The 14,619-nt window shown below is 34.8% G+C and carries 20 protein-coding genes; 8 read left to right on the top strand and 12 right to left on the bottom strand.

Features of this window, described 5'->3' with window-relative positions; genetic code table 11:
• Positions 1 to 231: 231 nt before the first annotated feature.
• Positions 232 to 954: a 2,3,4,5-tetrahydropyridine-2,6-dicarboxylate N-acetyltransferase gene (dapD, locus tag HNQ94_RS16450; RefSeq protein WP_174498017.1), complete on the bottom strand. Its 723-nt coding sequence runs from the start codon at positions 952 to 954 to the stop codon at positions 232 to 234.
• A gap of 237 nt (positions 955 to 1,191) precedes the next feature.
• The gene (cbpB, locus tag HNQ94_RS16445) at positions 1,192 to 1,647 is read right to left on the bottom strand and encodes a cyclic-di-AMP-binding protein CbpB (protein ID WP_174498018.1); all 456 of its coding nucleotides are present in this window, start codon (positions 1,645 to 1,647) and stop codon (positions 1,192 to 1,194) included.
• 583 nt (positions 1,648 to 2,230) lie between these two features.
• On the opposite strand from cbpB, the gene trhA reads away from it, so the two are divergent.
• Positions 2,231 to 2,869 carry a PAQR family membrane homeostasis protein TrhA gene (trhA, locus tag HNQ94_RS16440; protein WP_174498019.1) on the top strand — a complete coding sequence of 213 codons (639 nt, stop codon included), beginning with the start codon at positions 2,231 to 2,233 and terminating at the stop codon, positions 2,867 to 2,869.
• 48 nt (positions 2,870 to 2,917) lie between these two features.
• Here trhA and fadH read toward each other — a convergent pair whose 3' ends face one another.
• Positions 2,918 to 3,685, bottom strand: coding sequence for a 2,4-dienoyl-CoA reductase (gene fadH, locus HNQ94_RS16435; RefSeq protein WP_174498020.1), 768 nt, complete (start codon positions 3,683 to 3,685; stop codon positions 2,918 to 2,920).
• A gap of 157 nt (positions 3,686 to 3,842) precedes the next feature.
• Between fadH and HNQ94_RS16430 the strand changes: the two genes are divergently transcribed.
• The 3 genes from HNQ94_RS16430 to HNQ94_RS16420 all read left to right on the top strand — a co-directional run bounded on the left by HNQ94_RS16430 (position 3,843) and on the right by HNQ94_RS16420 (position 5,964).
• A complete protein-coding gene (locus HNQ94_RS16430; protein WP_246200102.1) occupies positions 3,843 to 4,718 on the top strand; it encodes a metallophosphoesterase in 876 nt (291 codons plus the stop codon).
• Between the two features lie 125 nt (positions 4,719 to 4,843).
• Positions 4,844 to 5,440 (top strand): SCO family protein, encoded by a 597-nt coding sequence (locus HNQ94_RS16425; RefSeq protein WP_174498021.1) that lies wholly within the window; start codon positions 4,844 to 4,846, stop codon positions 5,438 to 5,440.
• A 50-nt stretch (positions 5,441 to 5,490) separates the two neighbouring features.
• Positions 5,491 to 5,964: a YkyB family protein gene (locus HNQ94_RS16420; RefSeq protein WP_174498022.1), complete on the top strand. Its 474-nt coding sequence runs from the start codon at positions 5,491 to 5,493 to the stop codon at positions 5,962 to 5,964.
• Between the two features lie 154 nt (positions 5,965 to 6,118).
• Here the strand turns inward: HNQ94_RS16420 and HNQ94_RS16415 are convergent, their stop codons facing one another.
• The 5 genes from HNQ94_RS16415 to HNQ94_RS16395 form a co-directional block, all read right to left on the bottom strand.
• Positions 6,119 to 6,433 carry a YbjQ family protein gene (locus HNQ94_RS16415; protein WP_174498023.1) on the bottom strand — a complete coding sequence of 105 codons (315 nt, stop codon included), beginning with the start codon at positions 6,431 to 6,433 and terminating at the stop codon, positions 6,119 to 6,121.
• Positions 6,434 to 6,472: 39 nt separating this feature from the next.
• A complete protein-coding gene (locus HNQ94_RS16410; protein WP_174498024.1) occupies positions 6,473 to 6,700 on the bottom strand; it encodes a hypothetical protein in 228 nt (75 codons plus the stop codon).
• A gap of 117 nt (positions 6,701 to 6,817) precedes the next feature.
• Positions 6,818 to 8,176, bottom strand: coding sequence for a hypothetical protein (locus HNQ94_RS16405; RefSeq protein WP_174498025.1), 1,359 nt, complete (start codon positions 8,174 to 8,176; stop codon positions 6,818 to 6,820).
• Positions 8,169 to 8,687: a sigma-70 family RNA polymerase sigma factor gene (locus HNQ94_RS16400; protein ID WP_174498026.1), complete on the bottom strand. Its 519-nt coding sequence runs from the start codon at positions 8,685 to 8,687 to the stop codon at positions 8,169 to 8,171. Before HNQ94_RS16400 ends, HNQ94_RS16405 begins: the two co-directional genes overlap by 8 nt.
• 175 nt (positions 8,688 to 8,862) lie before the next feature.
• The gene (locus HNQ94_RS16395) at positions 8,863 to 9,261 is read right to left on the bottom strand and encodes a hypothetical protein (RefSeq protein WP_174498027.1); all 399 of its coding nucleotides are present in this window, start codon (positions 9,259 to 9,261) and stop codon (positions 8,863 to 8,865) included.
• Positions 9,262 to 9,539: 278 nt separating this feature from the next.
• Here HNQ94_RS16395 and HNQ94_RS16390 point away from each other — a divergent pair, with 278 nt between their 5' ends.
• Positions 9,540 to 10,436 carry a DMT family transporter gene (locus HNQ94_RS16390; RefSeq protein ID WP_174498028.1) on the top strand — a complete coding sequence of 299 codons (897 nt, stop codon included), beginning with the start codon at positions 9,540 to 9,542 and terminating at the stop codon, positions 10,434 to 10,436.
• A gap of 59 nt (positions 10,437 to 10,495) precedes the next feature.
• Entirely contained in the window at positions 10,496 to 11,182 is a 687-nt protein-coding gene (gene ric, locus HNQ94_RS16385; RefSeq protein ID WP_174498029.1) for an iron-sulfur cluster repair di-iron protein, read from the top strand.
• A gap of 92 nt (positions 11,183 to 11,274) precedes the next feature.
• Here ric and HNQ94_RS16380 read toward each other — a convergent pair whose 3' ends face one another.
• The gene (locus tag HNQ94_RS16380; RefSeq protein WP_174498030.1) at positions 11,275 to 11,427 is read right to left on the bottom strand and encodes an FbpB family small basic protein; all 153 of its coding nucleotides are present in this window, start codon (positions 11,425 to 11,427) and stop codon (positions 11,275 to 11,277) included.
• Positions 11,428 to 11,548: 121 nt separating this feature from the next.
• Here HNQ94_RS16380 and HNQ94_RS16375 point away from each other — a divergent pair, with 121 nt between their 5' ends.
• Entirely contained in the window at positions 11,549 to 12,712 is a 1,164-nt protein-coding gene (locus tag HNQ94_RS16375) for an aminotransferase A (RefSeq protein ID WP_174498031.1), read from the top strand.
• Between the two features lie 252 nt (positions 12,713 to 12,964).
• On the opposite strand, the gene HNQ94_RS16370 is transcribed toward HNQ94_RS16375, so the two are convergent.
• Positions 12,965 to 13,153: a Spo0E family sporulation regulatory protein-aspartic acid phosphatase gene (locus tag HNQ94_RS16370; RefSeq protein WP_282960587.1), complete on the bottom strand. Its 189-nt coding sequence runs from the start codon at positions 13,151 to 13,153 to the stop codon at positions 12,965 to 12,967.
• A gap of 94 nt (positions 13,154 to 13,247) precedes the next feature.
• Positions 13,248 to 13,439, bottom strand: coding sequence for a Spo0E family sporulation regulatory protein-aspartic acid phosphatase (locus HNQ94_RS16365; protein WP_376697756.1), 192 nt, complete (start codon positions 13,437 to 13,439; stop codon positions 13,248 to 13,250).
• Between the two features lie 441 nt (positions 13,440 to 13,880).
• On the opposite strand from HNQ94_RS16365, the gene lepB reads away from it, so the two are divergent.
• Entirely contained in the window at positions 13,881 to 14,390 is a 510-nt protein-coding gene (gene lepB / locus HNQ94_RS16360) for a signal peptidase I (RefSeq protein ID WP_174497333.1), read from the top strand.
• Between the two features lie 49 nt (positions 14,391 to 14,439).
• On the opposite strand, the gene HNQ94_RS16355 is transcribed toward lepB, so the two are convergent.
• Positions 14,440 to 14,574, bottom strand: a complete 135-nt coding sequence (locus HNQ94_RS16355) for a YvrJ family protein (RefSeq protein WP_174497334.1) — start codon at positions 14,572 to 14,574, stop codon at positions 14,440 to 14,442.
• Between the last annotated feature and the right edge of the window lie 45 nt (positions 14,575 to 14,619).

The following is a 14,619-nucleotide window of genomic DNA, read 5'->3' as shown; positions in this document are numbered from 1 at the left end:
GGACAGCGAAGACGTTGAGACCCCACAGCGAGCGATCTTTGCGAGTGAGGAGGCTCAGCGCGAGCCCGTGGAAAGCGTAGTGTATTTCCGTAGCGTTTGGATTCGCACACATCAAGTTACGTCGCATTTTCTATCAACATCGAAAAATAACAACAATCTTTTGTTAAAAGCCTAATTCTAAAAAAGCGAATGGAAAAAAAGCAGGAGTTTTTATCCTCCTGCTAGTGGTTATTACTCGTCATTTAGTTTTCTTAACTCTTGTTTAATCTCTGTTTTAGATCTTGTTTTGTCATCAATTTCTTTAATAACTCTTGCTGGAGTACCTGCTACAACTGTATTAGAAGGTACATCTTCCGTTACAATAGCCCCTGCAGCGACTACTGCGCCTTTACCAACAGTTACGCCTTCTAAAATAACTGCGTTTGCCCCTACTACGACATCATCCTCAATGACAACTGGCTTAGCAGAAGGTGGTTCAATAACACCTGCAAGTACAGACCCTGCACCTATGTGACAGTTTTTACCTACTGTTGCTCTACCGCCAAGAACGACGTTCATATCAATCATAGTTCCCGCACCTACAACAGAACCTATATTAATACTAGCGCCCATCATAATGACTGCGCCATCACCAATTTCTACTTGGTCACGAATGATAGCTCCTGGCTCAATGCGAGCATTAATTCCTTTAAGGTCCAATAATGGAATGGCAGAATTTCTACGGTCGTTTTCTACTACATAGTCCGTAATTTTTTCACTATGTACTTTTAAAAGGTCTTGAATTACCTTCCATTCTCCAAATAAAGTACCTGTTGATGTTTCCACAAAAGCTTGTACATCAGAACCAAAATCAATTTCTTTTAATCCTGTACCTTTTATATAAACTTTAACAGGAGTTGATTTTTTACTGTTTGAAATAAATTGAATAATTTCATTTGCATCCATCATTTTCATCGTCTACACCTCTTTTAATAGTTTTCTCCTTTACTGTATCAAAATCTTATTCTATATGACAAGTAATATTATACCCTCAAATCAACGAGTCATGATATTACTAGCAAAACATTAGAAAAACTTGGCTTGTCACCAAGTCCTTATGGCGAAAGCCTTAGTTTTTCTTATACTTTAATCCTTTAACAACATTAAATTTTCTTAAAGTAAAATAAAAAAATGCTGGCATTAGCCAACATTTCAAGTTGCATTACTTTGGTTGTTCTCATGTAGGTGACGATTTAACTTCTTTAAAATAGCGCGCCTAGTGAGAATACCGTCAAAATAACCATTCTCATCAACTACACAAATAAACGGATGGTTTATTGCTAATTTCAATGCTTTCATAAACCCATCGTCCCGATGAAGTGTAGGAACTTCCGAATCCATTACTTCTTGTACAGTGGATTGGGAAAGCTTTTCCACTTCAAATCGTTCTATGCCTAATATACTGTCAATAATCATTGTTTTACTTACTATTCCTTTAAAATGGGATTGTGCATTTAATACGGGAACTGCTGAATATCCGGTTTTAACTAGGACTAGTAATGCATGTTCTAATGGGTTTTGTGTTTGTACGTGTGCAACCTTTTCTGAAGAAATCATTAAGTCACCAACAGTGACATCTCTAATTTCTGTGCTTTGAATGCTGAACATCGCTTGTCACTCCTTCTAGCAGCACAGGAGTATTTCTTTGACTACTATTTTTTTTGAAAAACTTGGGCTAGTTGTAAAGGGAAAGTGATTTTTTAATCCTTTACTTTTAGTGCGGGACCTGGAAGCGGTAGCATTGTCTTTCTAGTACTATCGTCCACTCATCTTATACATTTGTAGATAGTATAGAAATAACTCCAAATACATTTTAACATATTACAACTTATAAATACTACAAGTACAAGATACGTTTTATCTTTTTAAACATATATTACAATTTAGGCTTATCTTTTTTTTGGTAATGAACATTGATTTCAATAGGCTTTATATCTTTACTACCACATAAAGTACACCCTAAGTTACACTTTGTCATGACATAACAATGGCTACAATAAAAGTACATTCTCCTCACCTACCTGCATCTACGGAATCCTTGGAACCAACTTTAATACAGTTTATGAAGGTAGTATTTTTTGGTGCTATCAGTATGTCAGGAAATAGGAGAGGTTTTTAACAAAAAAGGAATAGAGGTTTTTTTTTGAATCATCATAAATAGGGATTATTATATGAAACGAGGCATTTAAGAATGAGTAGTTATACGTATACGCAAAAAGAAGAATTTGCAAATGCATTAACCCATGCAATCGGAGCATTACTTAGCTTGATTGCAATAACCATTCTTATTTCATATGCAAGGGAAAAGGGAAATGTATGGGGGCTTTTTTCTGTTATTATTTACGGTATGACAATGATTTTGATGTATATGTCCTCCACTATCGTACACACTGTAAAGAATAAAAAACGAAAAGAAATCTTCCTTCTATTAGATCATTCCTCAATCTTTCTATTCATAGCTGGCTGCTATACACCTATTACCTTGTTATTGCTCGAAGGAACAGTGAAATGGACATTGTTTATCCTTGTATGGAGTATTGCACTCATTGGAATCGTTTTTAAAATTTTCTTTTTAAGAAAGTTTATGTTCTTCACAACATTCATTTATATATTACTTGGATGGTTAGTGGTTATTGCTTGGGAACCTCTAATATCTTCCCTAGAATTAAAAGGCGTTTTCCTATTAGTAATCGGCGGTATTTGTTATTCCATCGGGACCATTTTTTATTTATGGCGTGGTTTTCCTTATCATCATGCCATCTGGCATGTTTGCGTTTTGTTTGAAAGTGCTTTTCACTACTTCGCTATACTTTTTTATGTGGTTGTATAAAATTTTTGGAGTTCCAAAGTATTGCACTATCTTTAGAACCCCTTTTGCTTAAAATGGAAACTTATTTAACCATTGTCCTCCATCTAATGTTACTACTTCTCCATTCATGTACGAGGCTTTATCTGATAGCATAAAGTAGGCTAATTCAGCAATTTCCTCTGGTTCCCCTAACCTTCCCAATGGGACAGATTTCAATGTTCTTTTCGCTGCTTCCTCAGACTCCCACAACTTTTCTGCACCACCTGTTCGATCAATAGGTCCTGGAGCTATAGCATTTGATCGGATACCGTATTTAGTTCCCCACTCAATAGCAAGGGTGCGTGTTAATGAAAGTACACCTGCTTTAGCTGCAGCAGAATGTGCTACACCTGCACCTGCTCCCCAAGCATAAGTAGCAACCATATTAAGTATAGAACCCTTCTTTCCATTTTCTATCCAATAATTCCCTACAGCTCTTGTGCAATAGAAAGTTCCATTTAAAACTATATCTATTACAGCATTCCATCCATTAACGGACAGCTTTTCTGCTGGAACAATAAAATTTCCTGCTGCATTATTTACCAAACTATCTATCGTTCCGAAAGTATCAATTGTCTCCTGAACCATCCGTTCAACATCTTCAGGTTTTCTTACATCCATTGCAATCGTATGAACAGAGACATCTTTTCCTTGTTGAATTTCAGCCTTTGCTTTTTGCAACTTATCTTCATCACGACCAGTAATAACGACATTTGCACCTTCATGAGCAAACTTTTGGGCCATGTACTTTCCCATTCCGCTAGAACCACCAGTTATTATTACTACTCTTTTATTCATAATTTTCACCCCTTTCTATAAATTTTCCATACTAATGCTAAAAATCCTTTAAAAGAGTTTTCTATTCCAAAAAGCCCTTAGGTGATATAATGCAAGTACTAGCTTTTTGGTATGAATAACTCTAGAATAGATAACTATTTAATCAAGGATGAAAAATATGGCAAGAAAATCAATTAGTAGGCGCTCTTTCTTGAAGCGTTTCATTTATAGTTTTTTCGGTTTGTTTGGAGTAGGTGGGGGCACATATTATTATGCAAAACATATCGAACCGTCCCTTATTAATGTTAAACGGGAGAAAATAGTATCCCCTAAAATCCCCCAAGCTTTTGACGGTTTTAACATACTATTATTTGGTGATACTCATTTAGGATTTCATTATACCCTCGATCAGCTTAATGACTTAATAACAGAAATTAATAGTCAAAAACCTGACCTTGTCTTATTTACCGGTGATCTGGTTGATGATCCAAGACAATTATCCATGCAGGAGTATGAGACATGCATTCGTATTTTATCCAATATAAATGCACCTTTCGGAAAGTATTGGGTTTATGGCAACCATGATCATGGAGGTTATGGTACGGAGACAATCAAAAAGGTCATGGAGTTAAGTCAATTTCGCCTTTTAATGAACGAATCCACACAAATTGTAAAAGATGATACAACATTCAATTTAGCTGGACTTGATGACGTTATGCTCGGGAGACCTAGCCTTGACCAAACATTATCTAATGTAGACACGGATAAATTTACTGTTTTAATGTGTCACGAGCCAGATTTCGCAGATTTAACAAAAGCATTTCCAGTAGATGTGCAATTTTCTGGACATAGTCATGGAGGACAAATCCAAATACCTTTCATCGGCTATGTTGTCACACCTCCTTTTGCAGAAAAGTATGTAGAAGGCAACTATACAATTGGAAATAACCCACTACAACTATTCGTTACAAGGGGAATTGGAACGACAAGATTACCGTATCGCTTTTTATGCAAGCCGGAAATTAATCTGTTTACATTACATCGTGACGGTTAACTGTCTAAATTCATTCATTGACGGTTAAACTGAGAAAAGTAATAAAATTGTCACTATTAACACTAGCTTTCTATTAATGTACACATGTTACAATAGATTTGAAACTGTTTCAGGAGGCTTTATAAATGCGAAAAGAAAAATGGATTATCCCCTCACTATTCCTATTAGTGGTACTATCTGCATGTGGAATAATGGAGAAAAAAGAACAAACATATGTTGGTGATTTTGATTTTGAAATTGCTGATTTTACGTACACCAATCAAAATAACGAACCTGTTTCGTTAGAAGAATTAAAGGGTGAATTTTGGGTAGCGGACTTTATATTTACTAATTGTAATACTGTATGTCCACCAATGACTGGAAATATGGCTAGATTACAACAACAGTTAAAAGAGGAAAATTTAGACGTTCAACTAATTTCCTTTAGTGTAGACCCAACCGTTGATACTCCGGCTGTACTTAAGGAATTTGGCGATAAATATACACAAGATTATTCTAATTGGAACTTTTTAACTGGATACACTCAAGAAGAAATTGAATCATTTGCAGCTGAATCTTTTTACACGCTCGTAACAAAAGCGGATGGAAATGAACAAGTTGGTCACGGAACATCATTTTATTTAGTTGCTCCAAATGGACATGCTATTAAACGATACGACGGCACGAAAGCAGCATCCATGCAAGAAATTGTACAAGACATAAAAACCTACAAAAACCAATAAGAGAGGCTATCCCCTCTCTTAATATACTTTTTAGGAAGGAGGATGAAACAGTGAATAAGGAAAACAAGGAATATACAGTGAAAGAAATAGCAGAAGCTTTAGCAGTAGTAAACCGTCATGCAAAGGCAGCACCTGATCCACGTCATCTTTATGACATCAAAAAAAATGCTATTGAAAAATTACTTGAACAAAAAAAGGCAAAAAAAATAGGTCTTCATTATTCAAACCACCCAAAGCTTAGCCAACAACATTCTACGCTTTTAATTCAAGTGGGAGATTACTTTTTCCATTTACCTCCAAAACGAGAAGATTTGAAAGAGTTGAAACACCTTGGAGCACTTGATGAAACCTATCGAAATCCCAAGCCCCAGTTGAACCTAAAAAAGTCTAAGGCGATTCTTTATGATTACTTGAATTGGAAACCTCCAGTTGAAAAAAAGCCTTCCTATGCTTATACCCCTTCTATCTCATCTTGGGTATCTGGTGGTAAACAAAACAATAGTAGAAAATATTTTAACCGGTAAAGGAATAAAACTACAGATCCCATTAGAAAAACTTGGCTTGTCGCCAAGTCCTTATGGCAAAAGCCTTAGTTTTTCTTCTACTTTAATCCTTTAACAAAGTTAAACTTTCTTAAAGTATAAAAAATCCTCTGGCCTTAACAACCAGAGGTTTTCATTATCTTAATTTCACTGCAGTCCCTGATGCTACTACCATCATCATCCCATCTCTTAGCGTTTCGAAATCTAAGTCAATCCCAATAATAGCATCTGCACCTAATCGCGTTGCCTTTTCTTTCATTTCCTTTACAGCGATTTCGCGACCTTCCGCAAGCTTTCCTTCATACGTACCACTTCTACCACCAACTATGTCAGAAATACCTGCTAGAAAGTCCCTGACAACATTCGCACCCATAATAGCTTCTCCGTATACTAGATCTAAATACTCGGTAATCTCTCTGTTTTGTAATGTACTAGTTGTTGTTACAATCACAAAAATCCCTCCTTTATTATGTATACATCTATTTATTCGTTAGTCATTTCGAATGACCAAATAGACGATCAAACCAATGATAGGAAATATTAGTGTGCCGATGAGTACAATTAATGCGTATTCTTTACTTTGACCTTTTCTTAGTGCGTCACGATAAGCCCAAATACTCGTAATAATGTTTAAAATAAGAAGAAGTAACAAGAAAAATAAAACAAACGCAAAAAACCCACTAAAAGCTCCTAAAACAGAAATCACTTGAAAAGTCATGCCAATTTCCCCCTTCTCTTCATTATACGGCTAGAATAACATAAGGGTTTCATTTTACCATTTATATATATACATAAAAATACCTCCTTATCCACAAAGGAGGTATTTTCCCTTATTTTACTTAATTGGTATCTTTACTTTACTTGCCAGTTTCTTGATTGCATAGTTGACATCAAAAGAAATGGGGCCCGATAAAGTTCTTGGACTGAATTCTACTGTAAAGGATGTTTCATTAAGAGATTCTTGGTGCTTACTTTCGATGACGTTTATTGTTCCCTTATTTCCTGTAGCATCTATAAAATAATCTGGAAAGAATCCATCTTCTTCAATATAGCCATTAACGATGAATTCAAAAGTTACTTTATCCTCCCTCTCGTTGGACATCATACTAGGAACTTGAATTCCTTCTGGTATTTGATGAAATGCATAATCTTTTATATCTATCTCTACTTTCGATGTTCCCTTATCTAGCACGTGTAAATTTGAGAATTGTAGAGATAACTCTTCCGGGATCTTTTGAAAATCATTTGTGAAAATTACTTCTGTCCTCTCTCTACCAATATTCACAACGTTATAGGAATCTGCTTTACCCCATGTGATTCCATTTTCATTTCGTAAAACTGGTTTTTCTATTCCTAGTACATTATCTATCGTATCAGGATGTAGGGAAAATCCAATTTTTGTAAATAACGGGCTAATTGTTACATCATGAATGGTGATCATATTCCCGTCAATTCCAACTGTTTTATCCAGTTCAATTACTTCCGAATCAAACCAGCTTCTATCAATTGGGATATCAAATTCAAATGGCGTATCTTGCAAACGCTCAAACACAATTTTATATGTCCAGTTATCTCCATAGGCTAGCAGTTGATCTTTTTGAAGATGTGGAAATGTAAAGGATGTATAAGTATCTTTGAAACTTTTTTCAGGTAACTCAATCATACCGGATTCAAGATGTTCTACCTGTTTTAAAGAGTTGCCGTCTTCACCTACTATGTCTTCATCCGTAATATATAATCGTGTTGCATTTGGATCATCCACTTTTACTCGATAATCTATTCTAATCCCTTCCTGTGAAGCTACTACTTGATAAACGGTAACAGATATATTACCATGTTTAATCGTTTGGTCTAGTTGCTTTGCATAGCCAATGTATTCGGCATTTTCTTCTTTCGTGTTTTCATGAAACGTTTTTTCTCTTTCAGTAAAACCAATTTTTGAAAGGGCATTACTGAGCCATCCAGGTACATTATCGTTCTCTGATAAAAGAGACATCCCCCCAAAAAGAAGAATAGAAGCTACCGATATACTAGCAAAAGAAGCCGTTAACCATTGCATTTTTCTCCACTTTTTCTTTTTTATTTCTTTTGCCTGTAACATACCAGCTGTAATGCGTCTGTCTAAATCCTTTGGAAAAGACAGTTGATCTTCTCTCCTCTTATAATCCTCTAACCAACTCTCCTTTTTATCCATGGCTCTCTTCTCCTTTCTCCCATTCTACTCTTAGATGCTGCAGCCCCCTATTAAGCCAAGTTTTAATAGTGCCCTCAGGAACTTTTTTCCAGTCCGCGATTTGTTTAATTGTCCAATCGTCAAAATATTTTAAATGAATTATTTCTTGTATTTTAGGCTCTAACTTCAATAACATTTCCATTAAAATAAGTTGGTCATCATTATTTTCAACAAACCCAGCATAAAAAATTTCCTCCACTGGGATATTTCGCTTTCGCTTCTTCCAAACATCATTGCAATGATTGATCATCATTCTTAACATCCAACCTTTAAATTGCTCTGCTTTCCGAAGATGGTCTATTTTCAAATAAGCTTTGCATGTTACCTCTTGAACTGCATCTAAAGCATCATGCTCATTACCAAAATAGCGAAAGGCGGTTCTATAGAGTGACTCTTTCACGAAGTTTATTAATAATAAGAAGGCTTCTTCATCACCTTTTTTTGCTTCTTTTACAGCTCGTTTGATGTTCATCTAACCCCTCCCCCATTTGTCCCTCATACTAATGACTTTTCTCTATATAAAAAGGTTTTTAAATTTTTAATTTTAATTTTTTATCCAAGTGTATCATGAGTTTAATTGCTTCAGCTTACGAAACAAACCAGTCAAATAATTTTTAACCAAAAAAACACCGAGCAAGTCGGTGTCCCTAAACATTTTTTTGCGGCTGCATATTTTTTTTATTTTTTTCTCTTATATGTCTCACGAACGACTGTACTAGGTGAATGATAAACAAGCTTACTCCAAAAACAATAATTGCTAGCACGGAACTTGCCAAATCAGAAAACTCCATATTTCCAGTCCCATTAGCTCCTTGATAAAACTCCACAAAAGTCCATAAGAATAATGCCATCATACTACCTAGCATATATGTTAGAACTTTGCTCCACTGTAATTCAACGAGCCAACGAATAAGAGGACTAAACACATAGTAAATGAAAAATATCGATATAAGACCAAAGAAAAAGTGTAAATGAGAGTCTGTTATTCCGAGTGGAGATAACTTTCCTGTTTCGATAAACCAATCTTTCAAATTATTAAACTGCACAATTATACCCCCATTTCTGCCAATTATTCTAAAGTTTTGTCAATTTTATGATGATTTAAACATCTTTGATAATAATAAAGAGAGTATTAATTTTATTCGAAGTAGTTGCGTATAATCATTAGCGTTGGATTTAGTAAATAAGTGCTGTTCGGCCACTAGGACAGAATACTTCGCTAATTAAGTGTTTTTCCTAAACATTCGTTATCTGTTTTTTCCTTTTTATTTTCTTTCAAGTCCTTTACAATGTGTAGAAGGGGTAAAGGGGGAATATAAAAAGTATGAAACGACCGCTTCTATTTATCATTCTTGGAGCATCTTTATGGGGAACGATTGGTTGGTTTGTAAAACATCTATACGCATATGGCTTCTCTCCTCTTGAAGTAGTAGCTATACGAGTATCTTTTTCTGCTTTTATACTACTTTTATACTTTTGCCTAAAAGAGAGAAAATTTTTACGTTTACATAGGGTCATAGATTTAAAGTATTTTATTGGTACAGGAATTTTTAGCATTGTTTTTTTTAATTACTGTCTATTTACTACTATTCAAATGTCGACTTTACCTGTTGCAACGGCTTTACTATATACTGCTCCCATAATGGTCACTGTTCTTTCTCGCCTAATATTTAAAGAGTTGTTCACGAAAGGAAAGGTAATGGCCCTTTTCCTCTCGATGATGGGAATTGTTTTCATTGTGGAACTATTCCCTACTCAACAAGAGAAAGTGACATTTGGTGCCATACTTTTTGGCTTAGGATCAGGATTAGGTTATGCACTTTATAGTATCTTCAGTAAGTTTGCATTAGTAAAATATCACAGCAAAACAATCACATTATACACATTTGTTGTCGCAGCATTATTTTTACTACCGCTTTTCCCTTTGGATAAAATTTCTATTTTATTGCAACCAACGCCTTTCTTTTTTGCTTTTGGTTTAGGTTTCTTCCCTACAGCCTTTGCTTACATTATTTATACGGTTGGCCTAAAGGAAATGGAGGCATCCAAGGCATCCATCTTTACAACAATTGAACCAATTATTGCTACTATTATTGGTATTACCATTTTTCAGGAAGCCTTCAGTCTTTGGCAAGCAATTGGGATGCTTGCTATTATTGCTGCCGTCATTCTATTGGAAACACAACAAAAAAAGCATATACTACCTAATAGTGTGACCTAAATCACAAAACCCTCCTTTTTTCTCTTGTATAGTAAAAGAGAAAAAAAGGAGGGTTTTTCATGTATACCATTACAAATAATGATACACCTGCCAACATTATAAAAATGTATCCGAAGGCTAGCGATATTTTTAAGAAGTATAAAATTGATTTTTGTTGTGGAGGAGATAAGCCTTTAAAAGAAGTAGTAGAGAAACGCAAACTTCAAGAAGACGATATCCTCATGCAATTAAATGAAGGCTATGATCAGTGGGTTTTAAGAGGAGAACAGCAACCAAACTGGGAAGAGATTTCCGTAAAAGACTTAATTGACTACATTACAGACGTCCACCATTCTTATTTAAAGGAAGAACTCCCAGCACTTAGTCCACTAGTAACAAAAGTATATAGAGTGCATGGTAATCATCATACTCATCTAAAAGAAGTTTATCGTTTATATCATGAATTACAGATGGAGCTAGAGGAGCATACATTAAAAGAGGAAAACGAGGTCTTTCCCCTTATACTTGAACATGAAAAACAACAGCTCCCTGAGCAGTTAGAAAAGATTAAAGAATTAGAGGATGAGCATGACAAAGCAGGTCAATTATTGAAACAACTTCGTGAGGTAACAAATGATTACACCCTACCAGATGGTGCATGTAATACCTATCGCATTACGTATGAAAGACTTCGAGAGCTAGAGGAAGACACATTTACACACATACATCTAGAAAATCATGTGTTATTCAAAAAAATAATAGACTAAAATAAAGAAGGTTGTATGTGTACTCATGCAACCTTCTTTTTTACTTTTTTATAAAATGCATGATATGATATTCCAAGATTAGTTTATATCGATTAATTAGGTAGGACTGTTGTTTTAGGCTCTTTTTTTGTTAATTGTTTATTTTCAATCTTTTGTTCAATTTTTAGCATTAATTGTTCATCTTTTAATAATAATATTTTGTTTTCATTCACTAGTTGATTAAAGGATGGACGGCGTGGTCTCATAATTCCACTCCTTTCTACCAAATTCGACTTTATTATAACAGAATTTATAAAGAAAGTAATCTAAATTGTTTGAACATTTTGTTAACAATATAAAATTTTCGTAAATATGGAGGTAGTACACGTGGAGCATTTATTAAACGAACATGCAAAAAATATTCAAATCTCTGGAATCAGAAAGTTTTTTAATTTAGTAGCCGATAAAAAGGATGTTATATCACTTACAATAGGTCAACCTGATTTCCAAACACCCAATCATGTAAAAGAGGCTGGTAAAGCAGCAATAGACCAGAATTTTACAACCTACACACACAATGCAGGAATGCTTTCATTGAGAGAAGCCATCAGAAACTTTATTCATGAAAAGTATGAATTGAATTATGATCCTGAAACAGAAATTATTGCTACTGTTGGAGCATCCCAGGCAATTGATATTACGTTTAGAACGGTACTGCGTCCAGGAGATGAGGTTATCCTTCCTGGACCTATATATCCAGGGTATGAACCACTTATCAGATTAGCAGGTGCTACCCCTATTTTTGCGGACACGACCAAAACTAATTTTAAAGTAACAGCTGAACTTTTAAACGAGTACATAACACCTAAAACGAAATGCATCGTTTTACCTTATCCTTCTAATCCTACGGGAGTGAGTTTAACTCGTGGAGAGCTGAAGGAAATAGTTGATGTATTAAAGGGAAAACCAATTTTTGTATTAGCAGACGAAATTTATAGTGAATTATCTTACGAAACGGAACATGTCTCCATTGGAACTTTTCCTGAACTGCGAGGACAGACAATTATTGTTCAAGGATTATCTAAGTCACATTCCATGACTGGATGGCGAATAGGCTATCTATTGGCACCTAAAAACATTGCCAAGCATATTTTAAAGGTACATCAATACAATGTTTCATGCCCTTCTAGTATTAGTCAGTATGCTGCATTAGAAGCATTAAAGAATGGAAAAGAAGATCCTATTGAAATGAAAAAAGAATATAAAAAACGAATGGAATTCGTATATGATAGTCTTCTGAGCATGGGATTAAACCCTATAAAACCTGATGGAGCTTTTTATATTTTCCCGAAATTTCCAATCGAAAAAATGACTTCTTTTGAATTGGGTATTGATTTGGTGGAAAAGGTGGGGCTAGCCCTCGTACCTGGTGATGCATTCTCCTCACTAGGACAAGGCTATATGAGGCTTTCCTACGCCTATAATTTTGAAACGCTTAAAAAAGGTATGGAAAGATTAGAAACCTACCTTCAGAACGAATCACTTAAATAAAACAGATAGAACAAAAGCGCAATCGCCTTGCTCAGCCTAAGGCAGGCATAAGACAAAACCTGCCGTGGCGGTTTTTGCAACAGAAGGGATTGACTTATGTCCCGAGGGGGTAGGTGCTGGAGCTAGACGTGGCTTCCCCGTGCAACTAACCTATCCACAAGTCCAAAATTTTATATTTCCCAAGCAATAAAAAAACCAGCGATTTATATTTATACTCGCTGGTTTTTAAATGAAGTTTGAAAGACGCAATAATCACTTTATCAATTTAGATTGTTCTTTTTCCTCTAGCTCCTGGTACATATTTAACAGCTTGTCTAACTCGCGACTAATATGAATGGATTCATCACTAGTAAATCCTTTCACAGTTGCTATTTCAATCATCTTGATACGCATTTGTTCAATTTGTTGTTTTAATTGGTTTGAATTGCAAGTAGACGCCACTTGAGCATCCCTCCAAAAATCGTCAACTTTTTCTTTATATTACCATACTAATCCTTTATTCTGTTAAAATTTTTTCACAATATCGTGACAATCTTTAGAAGTTTACTCTCTCTAATTTTTGCTTCAAATAGACATTTATTAATTTGTCTAGTTCTTGACTTACAGATAAAGTCTGGCTGCTTTCTAATCCGTAATGATCCGCAGTGTAATGCATTTTCTCTCTCTTTTTTTGAATCTCCAAAAACAAAGCACTATCATCTACTTTTTCTACTAAACTCTTCCTCATACCCCTAGTTCCTCTCTATATTTACTAAACGTTTATGATTATGTCAAAAGTAATAGAAAAAGTAAATAGAATCGCAAAATTAGACAAAATTTTCAGAAAAAAAGTTAGAAAAAACGCTTTACTAGAATTTTAAGTAAGCATTTTCGACAAAACTATGGGTATATTTGACTATCTTTAGTTATTCGTTATAGCGAAATAATATAACTATTTAAAGAACTAGTTAAGGGCAGAGTTTGTTAATATAGATGATTATTACTGTATACCTTTTTTTAAAATAACATAAACCACATTTTTATTCTTTTTTATTTTTTGATCAAAAAGTATAATTATTCTTATACTGTTAAATAATAGGAAGATGTTCGAATAAATTAATTATAGATAAGTTGAAACTTGTGTTACGATATAATTAAGGTGGATATTGAGAAAGAGGGGACAAACTACGTGGGTAAAGAAATTTGGGAATGGGGAAAAGCAATTTTAATTGCGATAGGACTTGCTTTCATCATTAGAACTTTCGGTTTCGCAACTTCTGTTGTAGAAGGTGCAAGTATGTACCCGGCACTTGAAAATGGAGAGCGTGTTATTTTTAATAAAGCCATTTACCTATTCTCGGAACCAGATCGAGGGGATATTGTAATCATTCAAAGGCCGATTAAAAATTACGTTAAAAGAGTAATAGGTCTTCCAAATGATACGATTGAAGTGAAAGACCGAGTTTTATACATAAATGGAGTAAAACACGATCAACCATACTTAGATAGTGATGCCATTAGAGGAACTGGTGATTTTGGACCAATTCAAGTACCTGATGGTCGCTATTTTGTAATGGGTGATAATAGATCTATTAGTAAAGATAGTCGGAACGGTTTAGGCTTTATTAAAGACGAAGAAATTATTGGACGCAGTGAATTAATCGTTTTCCCTTTTGACGAGTTTTCTCTTACACGCTAGGACAAGAAAAAAGAAAATGGCTTGTATCATTCAAGCCATTTTCTTTCGTTTAATTCATTTTATCCGGAAGTGCCGTGATAGATTCTATCAAAACATCTAATTTCCCTTCAATTCGGTGAAGCAAATAAAATGTCACCACAACAGGAAAACCTATTTCTGGAATCCAATTGGCCCAATCATTCATTTCAACTAACCTCCCCTCTTGCTAGAAATTGTTAATCAAGGCCAT

The organism is Salirhabdus euzebyi (assembly GCF_014207435.1).
Lineage (GTDB): Bacteria > Bacillota > Bacilli > Bacillales > Alkalibacillaceae > Salirhabdus > Salirhabdus euzebyi.
The sequence above is the reverse complement of the archived record's forward strand: the minus strand, read 5'-3'. Positions and strand labels throughout refer to the sequence as shown.

Bases quoted from the DNA above. Each gene is read 5' to 3' on its own strand.
- cbpB (WP_174498018.1), bottom strand. From the start codon at position 1,647: ATGTTCAGCATTCAAAGCACAGAAATTAGAGATGTCACTGTTGGTGAC.
- dapD (WP_174498017.1), bottom strand. From the start codon at position 954: ATGAAAATGATGGATGCAAATGAAATTATTCAATTTATTTCAAACAGT.
- HNQ94_RS16410 (WP_174498024.1), bottom strand. From the start codon at position 6,700: ATGACTTTTCAAGTGATTTCTGTTTTAGGAGCTTTTAGTGGGTTTTTT.
- fadH (WP_174498020.1), bottom strand. From the start codon at position 3,685: ATGAATAAAAGAGTAGTAATAATAACTGGTGGTTCTAGCGGAATGGGA.
- HNQ94_RS16390 (WP_174498028.1), top strand. From the start codon at position 9,540: ATGAAACGACCGCTTCTATTTATCATTCTTGGAGCATCTTTATGGGGA.
- HNQ94_RS16425 (WP_174498021.1), top strand. From the start codon at position 4,844: ATGCGAAAAGAAAAATGGATTATCCCCTCACTATTCCTATTAGTGGTA.
- HNQ94_RS16430 (WP_246200102.1), top strand. From the start codon at position 3,843: ATGGCAAGAAAATCAATTAGTAGGCGCTCTTTCTTGAAGCGTTTCATT.
- HNQ94_RS16355 (WP_174497334.1), bottom strand. From the start codon at position 14,574: ATGAATGATTGGGCCAATTGGATTCCAGAAATAGGTTTTCCTGTTGTG.
- HNQ94_RS16365 (WP_376697756.1), bottom strand. From the start codon at position 13,439: ATGAGGAAGAGTTTAGTAGAAAAAGTAGATGATAGTGCTTTGTTTTTG.
- HNQ94_RS16405 (WP_174498025.1), bottom strand. From the start codon at position 8,176: ATGGATAAAAAGGAGAGTTGGTTAGAGGATTATAAGAGGAGAGAAGAT.
- trhA (WP_174498019.1), top strand. From the start codon at position 2,231: ATGAGTAGTTATACGTATACGCAAAAAGAAGAATTTGCAAATGCATTA.
- HNQ94_RS16400 (WP_174498026.1), bottom strand. From the start codon at position 8,687: ATGAACATCAAACGAGCTGTAAAAGAAGCAAAAAAAGGTGATGAAGAA.
- HNQ94_RS16380 (WP_174498030.1), bottom strand. From the start codon at position 11,427: ATGAGACCACGCCGTCCATCCTTTAATCAACTAGTGAATGAAAACAAA.
- ric (WP_174498029.1), top strand. From the start codon at position 10,496: ATGTATACCATTACAAATAATGATACACCTGCCAACATTATAAAAATG.